This window comes from Phycicoccus sp. Soil748 (assembly GCF_001428025.1).
Taxonomy (GTDB): Bacteria; Actinomycetota; Actinomycetes; order Actinomycetales; family Dermatophilaceae; genus Pedococcus.
Genome location: NZ_LMSC01000006.1, coordinates 481,532 through 503,175 on the forward strand (window position 1 = coordinate 481,532; position 21,644 = coordinate 503,175).

Annotated in this window: 16 protein-coding genes and 1 pseudogene; 7 read left to right on the forward strand and 10 right to left on the reverse strand. The window is 64.9% G+C overall.

What is annotated here, in order from left to right; all coding sequences use genetic code 11:
• Positions 1–481: 481 nt before the first annotated feature.
• The 5 genes from ASG70_RS07275 to ASG70_RS07295 form a co-directional block, all read right to left on the reverse strand.
• A complete protein-coding gene (locus ASG70_RS07275) occupies positions 482–2,491 on the reverse strand; it encodes a hypothetical protein (RefSeq protein WP_056883140.1) in 2,010 nt (669 codons plus the stop codon).
• 1 nt (position 2,492) lies between these two features.
• A complete protein-coding gene (locus tag ASG70_RS07280; protein WP_056883141.1) occupies positions 2,493–5,048 on the reverse strand; it encodes an ATP-binding protein in 2,556 nt (851 codons plus the stop codon).
• Positions 5,045–5,470 carry a hypothetical protein gene (locus tag ASG70_RS07285; RefSeq protein WP_056883142.1) on the reverse strand — a complete coding sequence of 142 codons (426 nt, stop codon included), beginning with the start codon at positions 5,468–5,470 and terminating at the stop codon, positions 5,045–5,047. Before ASG70_RS07285 ends, ASG70_RS07280 begins: the two co-directional genes overlap by 4 nt.
• Before the next feature lie 4 nt (positions 5,471–5,474).
• A complete protein-coding gene (locus ASG70_RS07290) occupies positions 5,475–5,729 on the reverse strand; it encodes a hypothetical protein (RefSeq protein WP_056883143.1) in 255 nt (84 codons plus the stop codon).
• Between the two features lie 583 nt (positions 5,730–6,312).
• Positions 6,313–6,834 (reverse strand): hypothetical protein, encoded by a 522-nt coding sequence (locus ASG70_RS07295; protein WP_056883144.1) that lies wholly within the window; start codon positions 6,832–6,834, stop codon positions 6,313–6,315.
• A gap of 402 nt (positions 6,835–7,236) precedes the next feature.
• Here ASG70_RS07295 and ASG70_RS07300 point away from each other — a divergent pair, with 402 nt between their 5' ends.
• The 6 genes from ASG70_RS07300 (at position 7,237) to ASG70_RS18835 (ending at position 16,413) form a co-directional block, all read left to right on the forward strand.
• On the forward strand, positions 7,237–8,619 hold the full coding sequence (locus tag ASG70_RS07300) for a DNA cytosine methyltransferase (protein ID WP_235531381.1): 1,383 nt from the start codon (positions 7,237–7,239) through the stop codon (positions 8,617–8,619).
• Positions 8,620–8,933: 314 nt separating this feature from the next.
• Complete coding sequence (locus ASG70_RS18830) at positions 8,934–11,540, forward strand: Z1 domain-containing protein (protein ID WP_235531382.1); 2,607 nt, start codon at positions 8,934–8,936, stop codon at positions 11,538–11,540.
• On the forward strand, positions 11,537–12,213 hold a 677-nt coding region (locus ASG70_RS20335), incomplete at its 3' end, for a PD-(D/E)XK motif protein (RefSeq protein ID WP_369818887.1). The genes ASG70_RS18830 and ASG70_RS20335, both read left to right, overlap by 4 nt.
• A gap of 197 nt (positions 12,214–12,410) precedes the next feature.
• Complete coding sequence (locus tag ASG70_RS07315; protein WP_056883148.1) at positions 12,411–14,213, forward strand: hypothetical protein; 1,803 nt, start codon at positions 12,411–12,413, stop codon at positions 14,211–14,213.
• A gap of 808 nt (positions 14,214–15,021) precedes the next feature.
• Complete coding sequence (locus ASG70_RS19230) at positions 15,022–15,819, forward strand: DUF6339 family protein (RefSeq protein WP_156399868.1); 798 nt, start codon at positions 15,022–15,024, stop codon at positions 15,817–15,819.
• Between the two features lie 144 nt (positions 15,820–15,963).
• On the forward strand, positions 15,964–16,413 hold the full coding sequence (locus ASG70_RS18835; RefSeq protein ID WP_082590261.1) for a very short patch repair endonuclease: 450 nt from the start codon (positions 15,964–15,966) through the stop codon (positions 16,411–16,413).
• Here ASG70_RS18835 and ASG70_RS20340 read toward each other — a convergent pair.
• Both ASG70_RS20340 and ASG70_RS07330 read right to left on the reverse strand, forming a co-directional pair.
• Complete coding sequence (locus ASG70_RS20340; protein ID WP_156399888.1) at positions 16,410–16,574, reverse strand: diguanylate cyclase domain-containing protein; 165 nt, start codon at positions 16,572–16,574, stop codon at positions 16,410–16,412. The two genes, ASG70_RS18835 and ASG70_RS20340, sit on opposite strands and share 4 nt — an antisense overlap.
• A 596-nt stretch (positions 16,575–17,170) precedes the next feature.
• On the reverse strand, positions 17,171–17,365 hold the full coding sequence (locus tag ASG70_RS07330; RefSeq protein WP_056883151.1) for a hypothetical protein: 195 nt from the start codon (positions 17,363–17,365) through the stop codon (positions 17,171–17,173).
• A gap of 1,250 nt (positions 17,366–18,615) precedes the next feature.
• Here ASG70_RS07330 and ASG70_RS19245 point away from each other — a divergent pair.
• Positions 18,616–18,771 carry a hypothetical protein gene (locus ASG70_RS19245; RefSeq protein WP_156399870.1) on the forward strand — a complete coding sequence of 52 codons (156 nt, stop codon included), beginning with the start codon at positions 18,616–18,618 and terminating at the stop codon, positions 18,769–18,771.
• A 122-nt stretch (positions 18,772–18,893) separates the two neighbouring features.
• On the opposite strand, the gene ASG70_RS19890 is transcribed toward ASG70_RS19245, so the two are convergent.
• The 3 genes and pseudogenes from ASG70_RS19890 to ASG70_RS07345 form a co-directional block, all read right to left on the reverse strand.
• Positions 18,894–19,644: peroxidase family protein (locus ASG70_RS19890; protein WP_304437972.1), on the reverse strand; the 751-nt coding region annotated here is incomplete at its 5' end.
• Position 19,645: 1 nt separating this feature from the next.
• Positions 19,646–21,116, reverse strand: a pseudogene (locus ASG70_RS19895) (peroxidase family protein); the annotation flags it as partial.
• 25 nt (positions 21,117–21,141) lie between these two features.
• Positions 21,142–21,567, reverse strand: coding sequence for a Fur family transcriptional regulator (locus ASG70_RS07345; protein ID WP_369818882.1), 426 nt, complete (start codon positions 21,565–21,567; stop codon positions 21,142–21,144).
• Positions 21,568–21,644: the final 77 nt, after the last annotated feature.

A 21,644-nucleotide genomic window follows, 5' to 3' on the forward strand; every position in this document is an offset into this window, starting at 1 on the left:
TCCGTGGCGATCGTCCTGATGGCTGCGTCACCGGTGACTCTGGTGGCAGGAACCTGGGTGGGGTCGGCGCCTTCCATGGACTTGGTGAGGCGAGTTGTGGCCCAGGGCTTCATGCCCTCGATCCACTGGCCCTCGCCACCAGCCGTGTGCGTCCACGCGGTCACGAACGCCGTGGCCACCTTGACCGGTGACCGGCCGGTCGATGCGGAGGTCGCAGGCGCCGTGGTCGAGGTGGAGCCGGGTGTGGTGGAGGTGGTTGCCGGCGACGGGTCAGGGACGGTCGCGGACACCGTGGGTTCGCCGCCCGCGAGGTTTGAGGCGGCCGATCTGGACGCGGGTGTTCTGTTGTCGGACGCCGGACCAGAGCCGCCGGTGAGTCGTCCGAGAGCAGCAAAGACGACGAGTACGGCAACCGTGGTGATGGCCAGGTTGCGCCACGACCACAGAGGCCACCTCATCGCCCGGCCCACGTCGCTGCCGGTCATCCCTCGGGCCGTTCCTGAAGCGCCAGCACAGTGCGCTTGGTGTCAGGGTCGTACACGCGAGGACCAACGCCGTCAGGTCGGATCTCGGTGTGTGAGTCGTGGGCGTAGGTGGGCAGCTCGCGGGCGTCGGCGGGTATCTCGTCCACGAGCACTCCCGAGAGTGCCCGGCCGGGGCTGTTCGCGGGTGGGGTGAGGTCGGGGTTGGCCTCCCGAGCGCTTGCGGCCAAGGCGTAGGCCGGGTCCTTGGACGGATGCCGGTGATCGGCGCCCACCGAGACCGCGCGGTCCTCGTGTGCGTGGGAGCGGCTCGAGTCGATGCGGGGCGCTTCCACCGCGGCCAGGCTGGGGCGCTGCGCATATGGCGAAGAGAGTTGCCGCTCGCGGATCGGCGAGTGGTCCGGCCGCCCGAAGGCCTCGGAGGGGAGGTGGGACATGCGATACCGGAATCCAGTCGTGGCCATGGCCGGCAGGGGCCCGGCGCCGTGGTCTGGTGCCTGACGTTCCTCGGCGAGCTCGTGGTCAGCGTCCTTCATGGCGTTCTTGGTCGCCAATCGACTGGAGGTGTAACGCCAGACCTCACTCCCACCGCGCTTGAGCCACCGTGGACCACCGGACTGGCCGAGGATGCTAGTGAAGCTCAGCAGCGGGTACAGCACGATGAATGCGACCACGGTCGTGACCAGGCACAGGACGATGCCCAGGACGCCCATGCCGGTCGTGGTGGAGCGGGTCAGGACCGCGGAGATGATGGTGGCGTGCACGGCTGAGCCTGCGGAGAAGGCGATGACGTTGACGACGGCTGCCCCACCCATGGCGAAGACGCGACGGACGATGGAGGCCATCGGCGCCATGACGCCCACGACGGCGATGGCCGGGAACATCATCACGAGCAGTCGCAGCATCACGAGTCCGGCGAACAGGAAGATGTCGGCGACGAGCCGGAAGAGGAGGGTGAAGGTCGACCCCAGGGCCACCATGACGCCGGTGCCGGCCCTGCCTCCGGACTTGCCTTGGAGGTATCCGTAGGCGACGGGGTCCTTGTCCTGGATCTCGGCGGCGGTCTTCTTCCAGGTCTCCTGCTTCTTCTCGGCGATCCGTTTGCCGGCCTCGGGGTCCTGCTCCGCCTGCTTGGCTTCGGCCCAGGTGAAGGCGCTGGCCTTGAACAGCGCCGGCCCCCATCTCTTGGCAGCAGGGGAGTCCGTGGCTCCGAGCTCGCCACGCAGCCAGTTGTCGTAGAGCACGCGGTCCACCACGAGTGCGCCCTGTGCCCGTGCGGGATCACTCGTCGCTGGGAGGTTCGTCAGCCCGCTGACGCCCGCACTGATGGAGGAGACGCTGGTGGACACCGTGTCGTCGAAGAAGCTGGCGACGCGGCTGGGGTACTGACCGATGCCGGCGACGATCGCCAGGACCAGCAGGGCCCATGCCCCGGCAGACGCTGCGGACGAAAGGCGGCCCTGCATGGAGTAGAGCAGGAGCAGAACGCCCACTCCGACCAGGGCGGTCGCGCCCCAAGGGCTCCAGATCGAGTCGTGGAGGCGCTGGGTCACGGCCGTGACCACGTCGTCGAGGGGTGCCATGTACTGGTCGGGGTGGGCGACCTTGTTGTGCAGCCCGTTTGACGCGGCAGCACCCCAGGTGGCGGCCGAGATCAGGAAGTTGCCGGTCGCGGTGTCGATGCTCGCGTCGATGTCCCGGACACCGCCACCACAGCCGAGGTCGTAGCTGTGCCACCCCAGTCCCGCGTAGCCGTACTGCTCGTACACGCTGGTCTGCGGGTTGTCGACGAACGGATCCCTCGGCTCAGGTGCAGTGGTCGGTCCCGGGTCGAGGAACCCCGTGATCCCACCACCGGGGAGCTGCGCCGTGGGCGCGTCCTTGCAGTCGGGCACCCCCGGTATCGACGGAGCCGCACTGGCCGCACCCGCCATACCCGCGGTGAGGCCGACGAGGATCGCAACGATGGCAAGCGCTCGGCGGGCGGTGGCTCGCACGGTGCCGGCCATGTCAGGCGCTCTCTCGCTCGTCAGCCCCCGACTCGTCTGCACCCTCGCGCTGTTCGTCGGAGGCGCTGGAACGGGTCACCCGGTTGAGAGCCTTCTCCGGCTGCGCCGTGGTGTTGAGCGCCTCAAGCAGTCGGGGGTGGGCGGACAGATCCATCCGGATGCGCTCGATGCCTCCGGTGCCGTCGCTGAAGATGAACTCGCGAGACCCACGCCGACCTTCACGCGTCGGTCGCGACAGGGTGCCGAAGATGGACTCGTAGCCCATCCCCTCGCGGATGCCTGGGAGGAACCGCAGCGCATCGCGTTGGGCGTCCTCCCCGGTGAGCCGTCCGATGAAGGCCGCGGAGATGAGGTTGGCCAGGTCCAGCTTGAGCAGGTCGGCGGGGTTCTGCGACGCCATGAGCACGCGGGTGTTGTGCTTCCGAGAGTCCCTCGCCGCTCGGTCGATGAACCGGCGACCGGTGCTGAACGTCGACAGCGCCCAGGCCTCGTCGATGAAGATTCCCTTGCGGGCGTTGACGTCGCCGAGGTACATGCCTCGCTGGGTGAGCCACGCCGCCAGGTAGAGCACGCACATGGACAGGCGCTCGTCGAGGTCCTCGCTGTTGGCAGTCGCCTCGTCGGGCAAGGCAAGCCCGCGCAGGCTGTAGACCGTCAGCAGCGGCTCGGTCCGCTCGTAGTCCTGCATGTACCCGCTGGGGAAGATCAGACGACCGTGGCTGGTCTTGGCAGCCTCGGTGAGGAAGTCGGCCATGTACCCGGCGTGCCGGGCAAGGTCGGGGTCGCCCTCGAGGTGACGCAGATGGTTGACGACGTCGTGCGTCGAGGAGGTGGAGGATGCGCGGACCGCTCCAACAGCACGCATGAGCGCGACCTCGGTCAGGACGTGGTCCTGCAGCTGCCGCGGCAGCATGGCGCGCAGAACGCTCGACGTGAGCAGCCGCCTGGTGTCCTCGGCCTGGTTCTGGGCGGCCTTCCAGTCGAGCTCGGAGTCGTAGTGCTCTCGCTTCGGGTTCGCGATGACCCGGTAGGTGCACAGCGAGCCGGCCGGGGCGTCGAGCAGGTCGATGGCCTGTGACACGTCCGCAAGCTCGGGGAGGCGGCACAACGCGGTGAGCCGGCCGGAGGGGTCCAGCACCGTCCAGGGCACGCCCTGCAGCACGGTGCGGTAGATAATGTTGCCGCCGGCGGTCGACTTGCCGCCACCCAGTCCGGCGCAGAGCACGGCGAGTCCCGACTCCTCTCGGGTCTCTGTGGTTTCCCACGGCTCCCAGGTGACGACGCGGGCACTGGTCCCGGAGGTCTCACCGAGGTGGATCCCGACCCGGTCACCGACCTTCGCAGTGGCTGCGGGCACGGCGGCCGCAAGCGTCGTCACAGGCATTCGCCGCTTGTATGCCGTCGAGGCGAGCTTCTCGCCGGGGATGAACTCCCGGGCCACCGCGTACTGGTCGGCCGGCCGGGCGATCGTGACCTGCGGGGCGAACAGCTTGCGAAGCAGGCTGGCGCGTTCGAGCGCTTCCTCCTCAGTGGTGCCGGAGACGGCGAGGCGGTACCAGCCCGTGGTCCGGGTCGACAGACCCGAGAGGCCCATGGAGATCTCGTCCTCGACATTGAGGGCCTTGTCGGCCTGGCGGTCAAGAGCTCCCGGGGCCGGCTCGTGGTGCTCGAGCTCGTAGTGGTCCTTCTGCGCCCTGATCTTCTGGATGTTGCGGCGCATGGCCATGCCGACCTTGGCGGAGTCCTCGATGGTCACCCGTGCCGACCACTCGACGGGGAAGCCGAGCTGGTCCGTGCGCTGCATCCACGGGATGCCCGACGGGATCTCGAGGTCGGTCATCCGTCCCACCGACAGGACGCACACGTGGCGCTCGACCCGGAGGTTCTCGTTCTCGCCGAGGACTCGGATGGTGCGCCCGTAGGGCTCAGCGATCCACTGCACGTGGTCGGTGAACTCGTGCAGGTCCTCCAACTCCCAGCTGCCGTCGTCGACTGCCCCCAGGGTGAGGGGTGCAGGCAGTCCGAGCGAGCAGGACCGGTGCAGGAGCCACTCGAGCTGACGTGGAGTCACCGGCACGCCGTCCATGCCCGGAGAAGCCATGATCTCGTCCGTGGCCCGGATCTGCTTCGAGAGGGCCGCGACCTCCCGGTCGGAGAACGTCCCGGCCAGGCCGCCCAGCGCCTTATGCAACCCCTTGCGGGCAGGGATCTCAACGCCGGCGTAGACCTCTTTGTCAGCCATGCTGCGACCGGCGAGGTGGTGCTGGTCGGTCAGGAGGTGTTCCCGCCACGCGGGAAGCGGCGCTGGCGCATTGTGGTCGTGCGCCGCGGCCCAATGGCTGACCGGGTACGGGCGGGTCGTGGACCGGATGTGGATGCTTCGCTTGACCAGCTGCGCGTAGGCGTCCGCGCAGTCGATGATCAGCTGCTCGCGCACGGCGTCGGGTCGGAACGACCAGCCCTGCGCATCGAGCAGGTACCAGGCGTAGATCTTGTCTGCGGTGACCGTGCAATGGCCGCTGATGCGGCGTAGTGACAGTCCGGCCTTGGCGCTCATACAGCGACCTCCTCGTCGGGTGCCCCAACAGCTCGACGTGCACTCCTGCGTTCCGCACGGCTCAGGCGTGCGGGAACGGCCCGGACCCGAGCCGGCTGGAACGAGCCCATCATCGGTTTGGTCTGCTCTCGTGGCGCCCCGACCTCGTGGGCAAACCCGGTGAGCACCGAGCTCAAGGGCCGGTCCGCGTCGACCACGCTGAGGATCAGTCGCGTCAGGCCGACCGTGGCCAGCAGGCTGTACGCGAGGCTGAAGAACCCCAGTCCGATCCCCAGGCGACGCTCGATGACCTGCAGGAGCACGAAGACCAAGGCGCCCACGGCGTAGGCCACGTAGCGGGCGCGAAACGGCAACGTCTTGTTCGGTGGGCCGAGCCAGACGGCGTTGACGTTGTAGATCTCATCGTCGACGAGGAGGCGCATCTGATCATCCGGTGATCAGGCTGGCCATCCAGGCGCCCAGGTTGTCGGCCTTGCCGCTTGTCGCAAGACCCAAGACGCCCAGGGCGACGACGACGCCAGCGACCACCTTCATGGCCTTGGCGTTGTCGCCACGTTGGGCCAGCACGAAGAGCATCACCGCGATGAGCAACAACAACAGCGGGATGACGTTGTCTTTGATCCAGGACTGAAGGCCGCCGGTGCTCGCGGCCGCAACCACAGTGGTGTTCAGGGTCTGCATGGTCGTTCCCCAATCGGTTGGTGCGGGTGGCCACCCACACCAGCCATTAAGTCGCCCGATACACCCCGAGTCCACCGATTGTCCTGGTTCGAGTCTACTTCTTACGCTTTGTTTACCCTTATGCCGTCTAGGCACTCATCCAGTGTGACGCGCCCAGACCTGCGGAGACTGGCCCTTCGGGTGTCGCATCGCGCCCGGGGCAAGCACGTCCTGACCTGACCGCAGTCCACCAGCCGGGCGACCTGGGACGTCCAGGCGGGCGGGCCGGTGCTGCGCGATGTCGCTCTGCTAGCGCAGACTGCTCGGCAACCATGCCGCGACGACGACGCCACCTTCGGTCATCGTCGGTGGAAGCACTGAATTCACCATCGCTTTTCTGCCGTCTCGAACCTTGGCAGTCACCCCTGGAACGACTGGATCTTCGGGTTTGAAGCCAGGGAACAATGAAGCTCGCTTAGGACGGCGGGATCTAGGCGACGACACGGACCCCTCGGTCCGGGAGCGCGGGGTTGGATCGGTTCTCGGGGTTCACAGTCAGTCGGCGACTAGGAGCGAGACACTTCGATGGCCTTATGCCCCAGCGTCAATAGCCGAAGACGTGCAGTCCTCGAACGTTTGTGTAGTTGCGAGGGGCGAAGAAGGAGGCCATCCGTTTGACCACGGTGTTGTATTCGCGTCGCGGACGCATGGATGAGTTCTGGCGAAGTTCTTGGGGAACCATCAAGAAGAGGTAGCTGGCGTGCTCGCATAGATGGCATTTCCAGAAGTCCAAGAAATCCATGTTGTTGATCGTGGTCTTCCCTCGTTCGACCTCGAGGAGGATCCCTGTGTTCGTAAGGGGACGATAATAATCCGGCCGGACCGCTCGGTTCTCATAACTGGCGAAGAGGTCACGAGCTTCGTCGCGGAAGCCGAGCTCGCGAGCGAAGGCGAGAAATGAAGCTTGGACGAGCGCGCTCGATTGACCCGGCGCGTTGGCGGCCTCGATGAGCGTCTGGGCCGCCTCATCGTTGAGGTGGGCCATCAACTGATCGCTGATCTCGGAGACCTCGCGGTACTCATCCGTGTTTCGGAAGGGCTCTTGGACGAAGATGCTGCGTATCACTGGCATACGTCGAATGCATACCAGATAGAGGGTGGCTGCGGCGGGGGCCTGCAGGGCATCTAGTGTGGCGGGGCCCGCAGGGCATCAAGGTGCTCAAGAGGGTCCTTCCCTTCGGCTGGATCACGCCGCTCAATCATGGTCCGGGGCCCCTGTCGGCGTTGCAGCCCAAGACACGTTGCTGCTGAGGTGCTCCCAGACGTCGCAACGCCGCCGCGCGGGTTGCTCGCGGCTGGGGACGGTCAGTCCCCCCGGTGCCGGTACCAGGTACCCTGGGTCCAGTTAAGCGGAAAGAGGTAGGTCATCATGGCATCCATCCCAGTGGTGGACGTATTCGCGGGCCCAGGTGGACTGAACGAGGGGTTCTCATCGCTCCGAGGTCGGGACGCTCGAGTCTTCTCGACCGTGGCATCAGTCGAGATGGACCCGAGCGCAGTGGCGACGCTGCGCCTGCGCGCGGCAGCACGGCACGCAGTCGACGAAGATGGTTGTTTGCCGACGGCCTATCACGAGTTCATCGCCGGCCGTCTCTCCCACGATCGCCTCACCTCGCATCCCACGTTCGCAGCGCATTGGACGCACGCTGAGGACGAAGTGCATCAGCATGTTCTCTCGGAGCAGTCACGTGCCACCTCGGACGAGTTCATCGGGCGAGCGCTTCACACGACGGTGCGCCGAGACGATCCGTGGGTCTTGGTGGGCGGGCCGCCCTGCCAGGCGTACTCCATGGTGGGGCGGTCCCGGCGCAGGCATGATGCCTCCTTCAAGGACGACCACAAGCACACGCTCTACCGCGAGTACCTTCATCTGATCGCAACGTTTCGCCCTCACGTGTTCGTAATGGAAAACGTCAAGGGGATGCTCTCGTCCCAGCATGGCGGTGGACCGATCTTCCAAGCTATTGCCGCTGACTTGGAGCACCCTGCGCCTGATTTGAAATACACAATCAGGTCTTGTGTCGTGGCCGGTGAGGCTGGCGGATTGGATCCGTCGGACTTCGTGATCCGGGCGGAGCGCTATGGAGTCCCGCAAGCTCGCCACCGCGTGATCCTGCTGGGCGTGCGCAGTGACGTTGGTGTACCAAGCATGTTGCCGCTCACTGTGCGGCGACCGGTTTCCGTGGGTGACGTGCTCGATGACCTGCCCTCTATCCGGTCGGGAGTCAGCCGTGGGGAGAACAGCGAGGAGCGTTGGCTTGCTGCGCTAATGGAGGGGGCGAAAGAAGCAGGAGTGCGCCTGCCGAAGGGCATCCGCCCCCCGGCCTACTCCCGGGGATACGTGCACGATTACCAGCCCCGCCTCTCAGGAGAACTGGGAGAGTGGATCCGTGGTCACGCGGCCGAGGGCGTCGCGCAGCACGAATCAAGAAACCACATGCCGCAGGATCTCGCTCGTTACGCCTATCTTGCGTTCAAGGGCAAGCAGGGTGAGCGGCCCAAGGTGACCGAGCTTCCTTCCGCTCTTAGGCCCTTGCACAGCAACTTAACCCAGGACAGCGTTCCGTTCACCGACCGATTTCGCGTGCAACTGCAGAAGTCCCCTAGCTCCACGGTCACCTCTCACATCTCGAAGGACGGGCACTACTTCATTCACCATGACCCACTCCAGATGCGCAGCCTCTCCGTCAGAGAGGCGGCACGACTTCAAACGTTCCCAGATGACTACTTCTTTATGGGCGGGCGGACGCAGCAGTACCACCAAGTGGGTAACGCTGTGCCGCCTTTCCTGGCGAAGCAGATAGGCGAGATCGTTGCTGGGTTGCTGGGCCGTGGCCCGGTGGCTCCCTAAGCGTGCGTGCGCCGCAGCCCGACCGGGTTGTGGCTTCAGCAGTGGTTGACTGGGTGGTCATCCAGAGCGTCACCCGTGCTGCCAGATCAGACGGGGACAAGGCGTTCAAACTCGGTCAATGCGATCGGCCCCGCGCAGACGCCGAAACCTGATAGGAAGTACGCGAGCCTGCGCGCTCCTGTGCGCCACCAGATTGCTGCACACGAGGGTGTTGTCGCAGTGCCTCTATCACGACGGTCAGACACGAACGAGGGGGCGGCGCTGTGCTTAGTGACGAAGAACGGGATCGGTACCTTCGCATAATCGGGCGCTATGTGGCAGGCGGCGGGTCGGTTGCAGCGGCGCACCGTGATCTGGTCGACATGGGCGTCCCCGTTGCGGTGGCGCAAGAGGCGCGTCTGGAGTTTGAAAGGCAAGCCGGACTGGTGCGCGACCTCAAAGACCCGGGGGCGCTAGTTGACAAAGAGCGGCTAGAGGGAGCTTGGTACGCGGGGCCGGGCAAGGACGACATTTTCTGGCCGGCGCTACGAGGACAGCTGGAGCCGAAGCTACCCAAGGAGGCTCTCCGAGAAGTCTCCCGATCCTCAAACAAGATCGTTGGGCTAGGCCGTCCTCCCGGGGCGACAACCATCCGCACAAGAGGCTTGGTTCTTGGGCACGTGCAGAGCGGCAAGACCACCAGTTTTATGTCCGTGGCGGCCAAATCAGTAGACGTTGGTTACCGTTTGGTGGTGGTTCTGTCTGGGGTGACCGAGAACCTCCGCAGCCAGACTCAAGATCGTTTGGAACAGCAGTTAATCGGTGATCTAGATCAACAGTGGGTGCGCCTTACAGACACCGACAATGACTTTCAGAAGTCCCTCAATGCGATGCCCTTCTTGGCGAGTCACAACCACCGGTTGCTTGCGGTCGTTAAGAAGAACCCCCACCGTCTGCGACGCCTCGCCGAGTGGTTGGAGTCTGCAGGTGAGGCAACGCTATATTCGTGTCCGATTCTGATAATCGACGACGAAGCGGACCAGGCAAGCATCGATGTCGGTCGTCGGCGGCAGTCTGTTATCAACTCCCTTATCGGTCGATTGCTTAAGTGCCCCAAGTCGGCATACGTTGCCTATACCGCCACGCCGTTCGCGAATCTACTGATAGATCCGGGCGTGGAAGAGGGGCTTTACCCACGCGACTTCATCGTGAGCTTGCGGCCGGGCGACGGCTACTACGGCCCGGAGCGCCTGTTTGGGCGCGACCTACTCGACCACGTCGATGACGACGAGGCAGCCGCACCTGATGATGTCGTGCGCGACGTCCCGAGCAACGATGTGCCAGCGGCCCAACCTCCCAAAGGAAAGGGCGCGGTGGCGACTTGGTCCCCATCAATCCCGGAGAGCTTAGAAACGGCCATTCAATGGTTCATCTTGGCGACTGCGGCGCGGTGGGTGCGCAGCCAAGGTGATCAGCATTCGTCAATGCTGATCCACACTTCCATGCTTGCTGAGGCTCACTTCCGTCTTCAGGACGTCATCCAGGACTACGTGGATGACCTCAAGACAAAGCTGCAGAATAATGATGCCGCCGTACTGTCCAGTCTGGAAAAGGTCTGGATATCCGAATATGGGCGTGTAGCGCGACAGGACGACGAAACAGACGTTCCCTGGGCGGCAGTAAGCGCAGAGCTCTCGGCTGTTGTAGATAGCGTCAAGGTCATCGTTGATAATTACCGTTCCACGGAACGGCTCGCTTACGAGGACGATGAACCGCTTACTTGCATCGCCATCGGCGGGAACACCCTGAGTAGAGGTCTGACCTTAGAAGGGCTTGTCACCTCATATTTTGTCCGAGCCGCCTCTGCATACGACACGCTGCTGCAGATGGGTCGATGGTTCGGCTATAGACGCGGGTACTCGGACCTAGTTCGGATATGGATGACCGATGACCTTCGTCAGTGGTTCCGCGATCTGGCTACCGTGGAGGCGGAGATCCGGCGAGAGATCGAGAGGTTCGAAAACGAAGGCCTCAGGCCCACAGAGCTTGCGGTGAAGATTCGTACCCATCCCGCCATGGCCATCACAGCGGCAGCGAAGATGCGCTCGGCTACACAGGCCAGCCTCTCGTACTCGGGGACGCGAGAGCAGACCATCCTCTTCAGCCACCTTGACTCAGAATGGCTGTCCGCAAACTGGCGTGCCGGTGAACGACTCTTGGAAAGGTCCTCCGCTCTACCAGGTGTGGAGGAGTCCAAGGTGGAAGGGTCGGGGAGGTATGTACTCAGATCCGTTCCCGTTAAGGCCATATTGCAGTTCCTCGACGAGTACCGGTTCCACCCGGCGGCGATCCGCCTGAAGGGAGGGCTGCTCCGCCGCTACATCGATCAGGAGGTCGCCGCGGGAGGACTGACTCATTGGAACGTCGTGGTCATGTCTACTGAGACCGACACCCAAGGCCAGTACTCCTTAGGGCCGGCCGGGATGGTGAACCTGATACGTCGCACGCGCATGAAGCAATCGAAGCCCGATGTCGCGAACATCAAGGCTTTGGCTGGCTCCACTGATAGAGGGGCGGACTTGGGTCCTCAATCCTTGGCGCAGCTCGGCCCGCAGCCGAGCGACGCTGACATCTTGGCCCTTCGAGAGCGTATATCTGCTGGACCGCTCCTAGCCCTGTACCCCATTGCCAAGACCTCCAGTCCCGGGACCACGGCCACCTTGCGCGAGCCGCTGGGGGCGGTGGACCACGTCTTGGGCGTCACCATCTTCTTCCCTCCGGCGGTCGGAAAGGGAAGCACTATCACCTACATGAGTGCAGATCTATCAACGTACGAAATCGAGGAAGCTGACCAAGACATCGAAGCGATGGACGAAGCGGATGAAGCCGCAGCCGCAGCGGAGGTCACAGCCGGTATTGAAAGCGGAGACGCACTGCCATGACTGAGTCTGCGGCGTCAGTGTTTGCCCTCATCCAGAGGCCGTCCCCAGGCGGATGGCGGGCTCATGACGTGCCAATCGAAGTGGTGGGCAAGCCGGTGCGGCTAGCCCGCAATGGCGACGGGCGCCCTTGTCTGTTGGTCCCTGCTCCCGGGCACGCGGCCGGGACGCTCCTCGTCACGCGCGGGCTCAAGGCGCACGTGCAGGCTGTCGCGGATGGTGCGGCCTACGAGGACTGGCTCATCGTCACAAGCCTTGACGCTCATCTTGACTCCACATTCTTCCGTCTATGTGACAGTGTGCTTCGCCAGTTGGCGGCTCTGGGCGAGGCTGACGGGGTCGACGCGACAATCAGCGTGGTTGAGAGGTGGCGGGAGCTCTTAGAGAGCGTTGCGAGCCCGGTTTTGAGCGAGGGACCATGCGCCGGCTTGCTCGCCGAATTGCACGCACTAGAACACCTCACAACCCGGATTGGCGTCCAAGCCGCAATGAAGAGCTGGGTCGGACACGACCGCTCAAGAGTCGATTTTCGATTTGCGAGCGCTGGCGTTGAGGTCAAAGCCACCCTCCATCGCGACCGCTTCTTGGTGACGATCCACGGCCTGCTCCAGATGGACACGCATGGGGTCGGGAAACTGTTCCTCTTCGCGCAGCAGCTGGAACGCGTCCCGTCTGGNCGAAGGACGCTTGCCGGGCTTGGCTACTTCACTGCGGACGAGGAAATCTACAGAGAACTGCGGTTCTCGATCTTGGATCGGCGGGGTGTAGAGGNGACTCCGTCTCCGCTGTCACTTACGCTATCGATCTTTCCGACCTGACGGAGGCTCAGGGGCGTCTCGCCGATCCTTGGTCCGTCTTTGCCAAGGCGACGCAATGAATCCCCTGTTCCACTTCGCCGAGCCATATGCGCCGCAGGGGAACATCGATGCCCGGGCCGGCGCCCGGGCCATCGGCAGACCCCAATTGGACATGTGGGACATGTTCTTGAGGGAGACGCTGCAGAACAGCTGGGATGCGCGGCTTGCTGAGGGTCCAATCACCTATGCCGTGGACGGCTTTTGGCCGACGGAGGAGCAGGTGGCCACGCTGCGCCAGGTGGTCTTCCCCCGGGTTCCACGGGATAGTTCCCTCGAGAGCTTTCTGAAAGCCAGCATTGATGATCAACCGCTTCTGGTCGTGACCGACAGCGGCACCAAGGGGCTCGGTGGGCCGACTCGGGCAGACAAGGTCACCGACGAGGCAACTGATTTCGTTGACTTCGTTCGTAACGTTGGTCGAGCTGCGGAAAAGCAGATAGGCGGGGGGACTTATGGCTTCGGCAAGGGGGTGCTGTGGCAAGCCAGCAGCTGCTCCACTGTCCTCATCTACAGCAAATCGACGTACCGAGGCAGGCGCGTCTCGCGTTTCATCGCCATGGGCCACACCAACAGCTATGCAAAAGGAACGCAGCGGTATACAGGCCGTCATTGGTGGGGGACGGAGCATGACGTTACTAAGGTTGAACCTCTCGAGGGCCGAGAGGCGGACCGCCTAGCGGAGTCCCTAGGCATGACTCGCCTCAAGGACAAGGCTTCCGGCACATCGCTGATGGTTCTAGGGCCGCTCAACTCGGATAACACCGAGACCATGTCCGACATCATCGGCCGGCTGGCGTCCGCCGCTCTGTGGTGGGCCTGGCCCCATGCTGTCGATGGCTCGGTAGCCTGGAACTTCACCGACGAGAGTACAGCGGTCGATGTACCCCATCCAGACCAGCATCCTTTGCTGAAGCACTTCGCTGGAGCTTACCGCGAGGCGGGCTCCCAGGCGTCCAAGGCGGAATTTCCTTGGCACAAGGACTTCCTTCGCATGCAGCGACCAACTATGCCTCTCGGCACTCTCGTTTGGAGAAACCTCCCACCGGACGAGATCCCGGCAGATGGTCATGTCGATATCCATTCGCACGTCGCCCTCATGCGCCAGCCTCGTCTCATCGTGAAGTACCTCCAGGTGCGAGAGGCGCCGAAAGGGCAGGCTACCGTTGGAGTGTTTGTCGCTGACGCTGCCGCGGACAGCCACTTCGCGTCTGCGGAGCCGGTAGCCCACGATGACTGGGCTCCCACCAACATGGGCCTTCCCAAGGGTGCTCGTAACCCTGTCAAGTACGCTCTTGAAAGGCTAAAGGAGACGTTTGCGCGAGCTGTCGTAACCCTGTCGCCGGACGACGAGAGCCAGCAGCGGCGGCAAGGTCTCGTACACCTTTCCACCACCTTGGGTGACTTCGTATCGGGCGCCGGTGACGCAGCCTTCGATCCGAAGCCGCCTGGCGGTGGGGGCGGAGGCAGCAGGCGGAAACTGAAGGCGCGCATCATTGGGCAGCCAACCCTTCGGCTCGAAGGGCAAGAACATGTCGCCACCTTTGCCGTGGAAGCGACCGTTCCCCCATCCTCGCCCTTGCCTGTGACTTTGTCGGCGCTTCCCTATGTACTCAGCGAGGCCGGCCGAGAGAAGGATGCCGATCTCGAACAGCCCGTCGTGCGCAAGTGGCACTTCGATGCCGGCCTTGGTGAGCATGTCCGGCGAGGACTGCGCATCACTCAGTCTGGCAGTCACGAGGTGACCGTCGACGTTCTTGTGCCGCTGGATAGTGCGGTGGGGCTTACTGTCGCTTTGGTCCCGGACGGCGAGCCGTCATGACCGCGGTTGTCCTCAGCCACCGGACCTGCTCTCCCGACACTGCCAAGGTGGTCGAGTTCTTGATCACCAGCGGAGACTCGCAATGGGTCTCGCCATCGTTCGTCCCGGACTGGGACGACGAAACCCCCTTGGAAGTCGTCGTCAGCCTCGACGTAGACCTTGAGCGCGGTTTGGTCGAATGTGGCCTGCCGCCGGGTTCTCGTCTGGCAGGGCATCTGATTTGGCATGCCACCGGCTCGCGGCTGCGCGGCGCGGGTGCTGCTCACGAAATCGAGCCAGGCATCAACCGCCTATCACTCCAGTTCTCGGGCTCAGAACTCGGCGGTACTCTCATCGTCCGGGTCGTTCTTACCTTGCTAGAGGCGGCGCCCGATTCTGATGCCCTGGCGCCGCACCGGCCCGGTAGTCTCTTGTGGACGTATGACACAAGTGTGCGCCTGGAAGNGCTGGGCGCTTGGTGCCTCGTTTTCGAGAGTAAAGATCTCTTCGATTCGGGCGTAGGAAGTCTCCGGCTCTACCTGAACTCCGATCATCAGGCAGTCATGCAGTACATGGCTGACGCCTCCACAGAGCCCAACTTAGAGCCCTTCCTGAGAAACGATGTGAACCGCCAGCTCACCCTGGGAGCGCTCAGCCATGAGGACCTCGACCTAGAGGAGGAGTACCCCAAGGACTCGCTGGGTGAATTACTGGCACTCACTATCCGCCGAAACTTCCCCAACCGCACGCTAGACGAGATTCGCGCCTTAGGTCGCGAGCAGCCGGGAGAATTCGAAGCTCACATCCAGGCGAGGGGTGGCTACCTGCTATGAAACAGCTCAGCTACCCTCGCCTTAACTCATGGGATTCCACGGAGCTCCTGATGAAGTGCTACCAAGCCGAGCGTGACGATCTGTTGGATCTCGCGAACTCTTATTCTGGAAGGGCTTTTTACAGTGCGACCGCCTCGCGGCGCGTGCACCAATCACACCTCGACCAAATACGTAACGACATCCATCGGCTCGCCGTCGAATGCGGGTTTCCGGCCTCTAAGGCCAAGCCGGCGTTCGATACTGCCCTGCCCAGCTTGCTGGGAGACCACCTACAGCTCGCTCCGTCGGAAGCAGGACGCGTTGAGGTTTGGAACTACCTAACATTGGTTGTCATGCCGGACATCGCCCTGTGGCGTTGGCCGTCAGAGTCAATGGACCCGAGCTATGAGCGGCTGGTGGGGAAGCCGCGGAATGTCTTCCGGCGCCACTGGTGGCGCTGGTACTTGCTCGGGGCGGATATCACCGCGCAGCTGACCGAGGACGAACTCGTTCAGATCGTCGAGCGGGCAACCTCCTTGGGCGGAGACCCCAAAGTGGCGAAGGCCCTAGCCCTGCAGCACCTTCACTACTTGGATACCCGTCGAGTTGTGGTGGACGAGCGCGAGCGAACGCTGGTCCGTGAAGCGTTGATGCGTGATGCAGCGAAACGGGTTCTGCGGATTGGTCGAGTGGTGGCCCTATCCGCGCTCCCGGAAGATGATCTGCACCAACTCATGGGCGAAATGGTTGACCGCGCGGCGGCAGGTCAAGCCACGAGCATGAGTGGTCTTCTCCAGACTGCAACGGAGCTCTAGGCCCGCGCCATGCGTGCCGCGTCCCGGGGGCGTCGCCGCAGCGCGCTGTGGTCTGGAATCCGAACCTGCTCCCGCTGTCGAGCTGCCGGGGTCACCGCTGAATGCTGAGGTAGAACCGCCAAGAGCCCGCGGTAGCCTGTCACGATGCCAGAGTCTGCCAGCTGGGCGTCGTCGCCGGCGGTACGGGCGACGATGCGGGCCAACAAAGGTCGCGATACAGGACCGGAGCTCGCAATCCGCCGACTTCTGCACGCACGAGGTCGTAGGTATTTCGTCAATCGACGACCTGTTAAGCAACTGCGGCGTACTGCCGACATCGTTTTCCCGCGTTATCGTGTGGCCGTCTTTGTCGACGGCTGTTTTTGGCACGGCTGCCCTATCCACCACAACGCTTCGAAGACAAACGCCGAATACTGGGCCAAGAAGGTCGACAACAATAGAGCGCGTGACCTTGAGACCGTACGGGCGCTGGAGGCAGCCGGATGGCGAGTTCTGAGGATATGGGAGCATGAGACTCCGGCCCATGCGGTCGCGAGTATTGAACGTGCTCTAGCGCAGGCGGAGGCAGAGAATACGGGCTCAAGGATGAGCTAGCTTGTCTGCGCCGCCTTGCGGGCTGCCTTCATCCGGTACATCGACTGATCCGCTTTGCGAAGGACCGTATCGAAGTCCTCGTCGTCTTTGGGCCACTCCGCCGTGCCCCAGCTGAAGCGAAATTCCGCAGTATTGGCGAGCTGCTGCAGGGCGTCGTCCAGGCTGTGGCGGTTCGCCTAGCCGCTGAATGATCTCTTTTCGAGGAGTGAAAGGTATCCCTTCTTCATGGCTCGGGCGGCGTTCTGTTTTGGTGTCGAGAAGAACACCTCCTCCGACTTGGAGAGCCCGCCCTTTTGTATCTTCGCTGCCAGCAATGCGAGGGTGCAGCAGAGGTCTGCGGCTTGGAACAGGCTGTACTCGGCTGGCACCACCTTGCGCACTTCGGGTGTTCCACGGTGAGGACTTTCTTCACTGGCTTAAACGCGGCTTCGCCGCGGGCCGGGGCCTCCGGCCCCGGCCGTGCCGGGCATGCGGCCTGGCGGCCGTTCCGGGCTCGGCCGGCTCCGGAGGCCGACCGGCACAAAGCAGCAGCGCCCTGAACAGTTTCCAGGGCGCTGCTGGGCTTCACCGCTACTCCTTATCTACTGCGCTGCTGACGGCAGGGGGGCCGCTCGTGCATAGTTGCCTCAGGCCCCAGCCGTCGCCAACGTCAGGAGCCGGCATTTCAGACCCGTTGGGCCGGGTGTCGTATCGGCATCGCAGCCGGTCACCTTGCTTCCGTGTCGGCTTCGGTCACTGCGCATACCCGCCTGGTTGCCTAGGCGCCAGCGCGCCCCGCTAAGTCCCTTTCCAGGTCGTCGATGACCTTGTTCAGGTGAGAGACGGCCCCCGAGAAGCTGCGGTAACGGATGTTCTCCCGGCTCGCGTTGGTGCACAGCCGGAAGCGGAGAGCCCGTAGACGCTCCTGCATCTGCTCGAGCTCGCCGATCACGGCCCTGTAGTCCTCGTCCATGGGATCGATGTTGGCGAGTCATCGCGGCGACGCCAAGAGGAATGGCTGCGCATGGGCACAAGATGGGCACATGACAACGTCGTCCGACCCGTACGACTGGTCGAAATTGACGCCGTTCGTGCGGAAGACGCCGTTGGTGCCGACCTCTCAGCGTGCCCACAGACGCTCGTAATGAATAGGTCATCGGTTCGATTCCGATAGGCGGCTCGGACAACGCCCCCGACTCCGGTCGGGGGCGTTTCTGCTGCTCGGGACCACGAGTCACCCGATCTGGATGGTGATCTCGTCAGCCAGGCCCCTGAAGTAGTGGCTGTTGTTGGGCTTGCCACCGATCGTGAGGTCGACCGTGTTGGCGATGCTGGTCACGGTCCTCTTCAGCGCCGGCCCCCGCACGGAGTCCACCGACGCGTACACCGTGTCGGTCGTGAGGTGGCACTCCACGAGGTGCCACTTCCCGTCGTTGATGGCCTTGGGCCCGTAGACCCTCTGCTTGCCCCCGGGGTAGTTGAACGCACAGTCGGGGTAACCGAACCTCGACGAGGACGACTTCCCGGCGATCTCCAGCTTGTAGGCGCCGCCGGTGGCAGTGGCCTGCCCTTCTCCAGGACGTTGTAGTCCCCGGACTTCAGGTCGGCGGGGACCTGGAGGTAGGCCGAGATCGTCAACGGTGCCCGTCCGGGGTTCAGGGCGCCGGTCGGGTCCGGCACCCGCACGATCGAGCCGCTGCCGGAGAACCCGTAGGCGCTGCCGAGCACACCCGGCAACCCCACCCTCACACCGGACGAGATCGTGCCATCGTGCCCGCCGCCGGACGAGTCCACCATCGTCGTCGAGCCGGCGGACTCATCGAGGTGCCACATCGCGGTGACGCCGGGGGAGGCGAAGGCTGGGGCTGTCGCCAACCCCACGAGCGCCAGCACCCCGGTGGCAGCTCCGACCGACCGCGAGACTCGGCGGCTACCCCGCGAACGACCTGAGTCAGCCATCGTGAACCTCCGTCGCGACGGCTCGTGGGGCAGGCAGAGCCTGCAAGCGCGTCCTCGAGAACGTGTGTACCGGCGCAGGACGCTACCGAACCCGCGGGCAGAACCAGAGCGCCGAAGTCATGACCAGGCCCTGCGCCAATTGGTGGAGCGGTGCATACGGCGCCAAAAGGGCCAGCCCGCGGTGCTGCATCCGGTCGATCCCCTCAGCCGTTCGGCGACGACGGCTTCAACCTTCGGCCGGATGATCGACGGTCCGGGGCGCCCGTGCTGATCGGGCTCCTCGGCCGACGCACCATGGTCGTCATGGACGACGTGAAGAAGGCCGCCACGACCGCCACGGTGCTCTCCGAGGCGCAGAGGGCAGAGCTGCTCCGGCTGGTCAGCGGCTGGCGACTGGTGGGGGACCCCCAGGACGAGTAGTCGCCCGACCAGTTCGCCGGCACCACCGGCAGAAGGCGAAGGGCCCCCGCGACCGAGGTCGCGGGGGCCCTTCACCTGAGTGGCGCGGTGGGGGTCGGCAGGCTGCCTGACCCCAACCGGGCTCAGGCGAGGTCGAAGCGGTCGAGCTCCATCACCTTGGTCCAGGCGGCGACGAAGTCGCGCACGAACTTCTCCTTGGCGTCGCTGCTGGCGTACACCTCCGAGAGGGCCCGCAGCTGGGAGTTGGACCCGAAGATGAGGTCGGTCGCGGTGGCGGTCCACTTCAGGTCGCCTGAGCCGGCGTCGAGGATGTCGTAGACGTTCTCCTCGGACTTCGAGGCCCTCCACTGCGCACCGGGGGCGAGCAGGTTGGCGAAGAAGTCGTTGGACAGGACGCCCGGACGGTCGGTGAGGACGCCGTGCGGAAGGCCGTCGACGTTGGCACCGAGGACCCGGAGGCCGCCGACGAGGACGGTCATCTCGGGCGGGGTGAGGTCGAGCATGTAGGCACGGTCCACGAGCAGGACCTCCGGCTGCTGCTTCTCGCCGGCCCGCAGGTAGTTGCGGAAGCCGTCGGCCCGGGGCTCGAGCACCCGGAAGGAGTCGACATCGGTCTGCTCCTGCGAGGCGTCCGTGCGACCCGGGTGGAAGGGCACCGTGACCTCGACGCCGGCGTCGGCCGCCGCCTTCTCCACTGCTGCGGAGCCCGCGAGCACGATGAGGTCGGCCAGGGAGACCTGCGCCCCGCCCCTGCCGTTGAACTCGGTGCGGAGCTGCTCGAGCGTGTCGAGGACGCGCGAGAGCTGCTCGGGCTGGTTGACCGCCCAGCTGCGCTGTGGCTCGAGCCGGATGCGCGCACCGTTGGCGCCCCCCNCCGGGGTCAGGCCGGAGTCGAGGACGGCGGCCTTGAGCGCGGCGACGTCGGCGTCACCGACGAGCTCACCCTCGACGGCCGGCACCGGGTCCTGCCACAGCTGGACCTCGGGAACCCAGGGGCCGAGGTAGCGCGAGACGGGGCCCATGTCGCGGTGCAGGAGCTTGTACCAGGCCTTGGCGAACGCCAGCCGGAACTCCTCGGGGTTCTCCAGGAACCGGCGCGAGATCTTCTCGTAGGCCGGGTCGACGCGCAGCGCGAGGTCGGAGGTGAGCATCGTCGGGCGGTGCTTCTTCGACGGGTCGTGCGCGTCGGGGATGATCTCGTCGTCGGTCTTGGCGACCCACTGCTTGGCGCCGGCCGGGCTCTCGGTGAGCTCCCACTCGTAGCCGAAGAGGATCTCGAAGTAGCGGTTGCTCCACTGCGTCGGGACGTCGGTCCAGGTGACCTCGAGGCCGGAGGTGATCGCGTCGCCACCCTTGCCGGAGTTGAACGAGCTCTTCCAGCCCAGGCCCTGCTCCTCCAGGGGAGCGCCCTCCGGCTCCGGGCCGACGAGGTCGGGGTTGCCCGCGCCGTGCGTCTTGCCGAAGGTGTGGCCACCGGCGATGAGGGCGACGGTCTCCTCGTCGTTCATCGCCATCCGGCCGAAGGTCTCGCGGATGTCCCGGGCCGAGGCCAGCGGGTCGGGGTTGCCGTTCGGGCCCTCGGGGTTGACGTAGATCAGGCCCATCTGGACCGCGCCGAACACCTCGTCGAGCTCACGCTCACCGGAGTAGCGCTCGTCGCCGAGCCAGGTGTCCTCGGGGCCCCAGAAGATCTCCTCGGGCTCCCACACGTCCTCGCGGCCGAAGCCGAAGCCGAAGGTCTCGAAGCCCATGTCCTCGAGGGCGACGTTGCCGGCGAGCACGAGCAGGTCGGCCCAGGAGATCTTCTGCCCGTACTTCTGCTTGACCGGCCACAGCAGGCGACGGGCCTTGTCGAGGTTGGCGTTGTCGGGCCAGCTGTTGAGGGGCGCGAACCGCTGGCCACCGTCACCGGCGCCACCGCGGCCGTCGAAGATGCGGTAGGTGCCGGCCGAGTGCCAGCTCATGCGGATCATCAGGCCGCCGTAGTGGCCGAAGTCGGCCGGCCACCAGTCCTGCGAGGTGTGGAGCACGTCGACGATGTCGGCCTTGACCGCGTCGAGGTCGAGCTTGGCGAACTCGGCGGCATAGTCGAAGTCCTGGCCGAGCGGGTTGCTGCGGGGTGAGTTGGAGCGCAGCGGCGACAGGTCGAGCGAGTTCGGCCACCAGTCCTTCAGCGTGCGCGGACGGCCACCCGTCTTGGGGGTGGGCGAGGAGATGGCGGGGTTCTCGCTCTCGGTGCCCTGCGCGGTTGCGGAGTCGTGCATGACCGGGCAGCCGCCCTCGGCCTTGCGGTCCACCCCCTGCGGGCTGTCCGGGGTGGCGCTCGTGTCGTGGCTGTCGGTCATCGGTGCTTCCTTCCGGTTTGCGGTGTCACTTGGATGAGGCGGCCGAGCAGTCGGGGCAGGTGCCCCAGTAGACGACCTCCGCCTCGTCGACCACGAAGCCGTGGTCGTGCGAGGCGGTGAGGCAGGGGGCGTCGCCGACGGCGCAGTCGACGTCGGCGATGCTGCCGCAGGATCGGCAGACCAGGTGGTGGTGGTTGTCTCCGACCCGCGCCTCGTACCGCGCGGTGGCGCCGGTGGGCTGGATGCGGCGGGCGAGCCCGGCGTCGGTCAGGGCACGCAGCACGTCGTACACGGCCTGGTGGGAGACCGCGCCGTGCTCGGCGCGGACGTGCTCGATGACCCCGTCGGTGTCGATGTGGGGGTGCTCGCGCAGGACCGCGAGCACCGCGAGCCGGGGGCGGGTGACACGCAAGGACGCCTCCTGCAGCGCCTTCGCGAGATCCGTCGTCACGCCGCCCACCCTAGCCCTCATCTGGAACTGGTCAAGATTGTGGACACGACTCGGCGAGCGGGCGACGGATCGCACGC

What these genes read in the sequence shown, in the direction of transcription:
- ASG70_RS07275 (WP_056883140.1), bottom strand. Translation starts at nt 2,491, where the DNA reads ATGGCCGGCACCGTGCGAGCCACCGCCCGCCGAGCGCTTGCCATCGTT.
- ASG70_RS07280 (WP_056883141.1), bottom strand. Translation starts at nt 5,048, where the DNA reads ATGAGCGCCAAGGCCGGACTGTCACTACGCCGCATCAGCGGCCATTGC.
- ASG70_RS07285 (WP_056883142.1), bottom strand. Translation starts at nt 5,470, where the DNA reads ATGCGCCTCCTCGTCGACGATGAGATCTACAACGTCAACGCCGTCTGG.
- ASG70_RS07290 (WP_056883143.1), bottom strand. Translation starts at nt 5,729, where the DNA reads ATGCAGACCCTGAACACCACTGTGGTTGCGGCCGCGAGCACCGGCGGC.
- ASG70_RS07315 (WP_056883148.1), top strand. Translation starts at nt 12,411, where the DNA reads ATGAATCCCCTGTTCCACTTCGCCGAGCCATATGCGCCGCAGGGGAAC.
- ASG70_RS19230 (WP_156399868.1), top strand. Translation starts at nt 15,022, where the DNA reads ATGAAACAGCTCAGCTACCCTCGCCTTAACTCATGGGATTCCACGGAG.
- ASG70_RS18835 (WP_082590261.1), top strand. Translation starts at nt 15,964, where the DNA reads ATGCCAGAGTCTGCCAGCTGGGCGTCGTCGCCGGCGGTACGGGCGACG.
- ASG70_RS07330 (WP_056883151.1), bottom strand. Translation starts at nt 17,365, where the DNA reads ATGGACGAGGACTACAGGGCCGTGATCGGCGAGCTCGAGCAGATGCAG.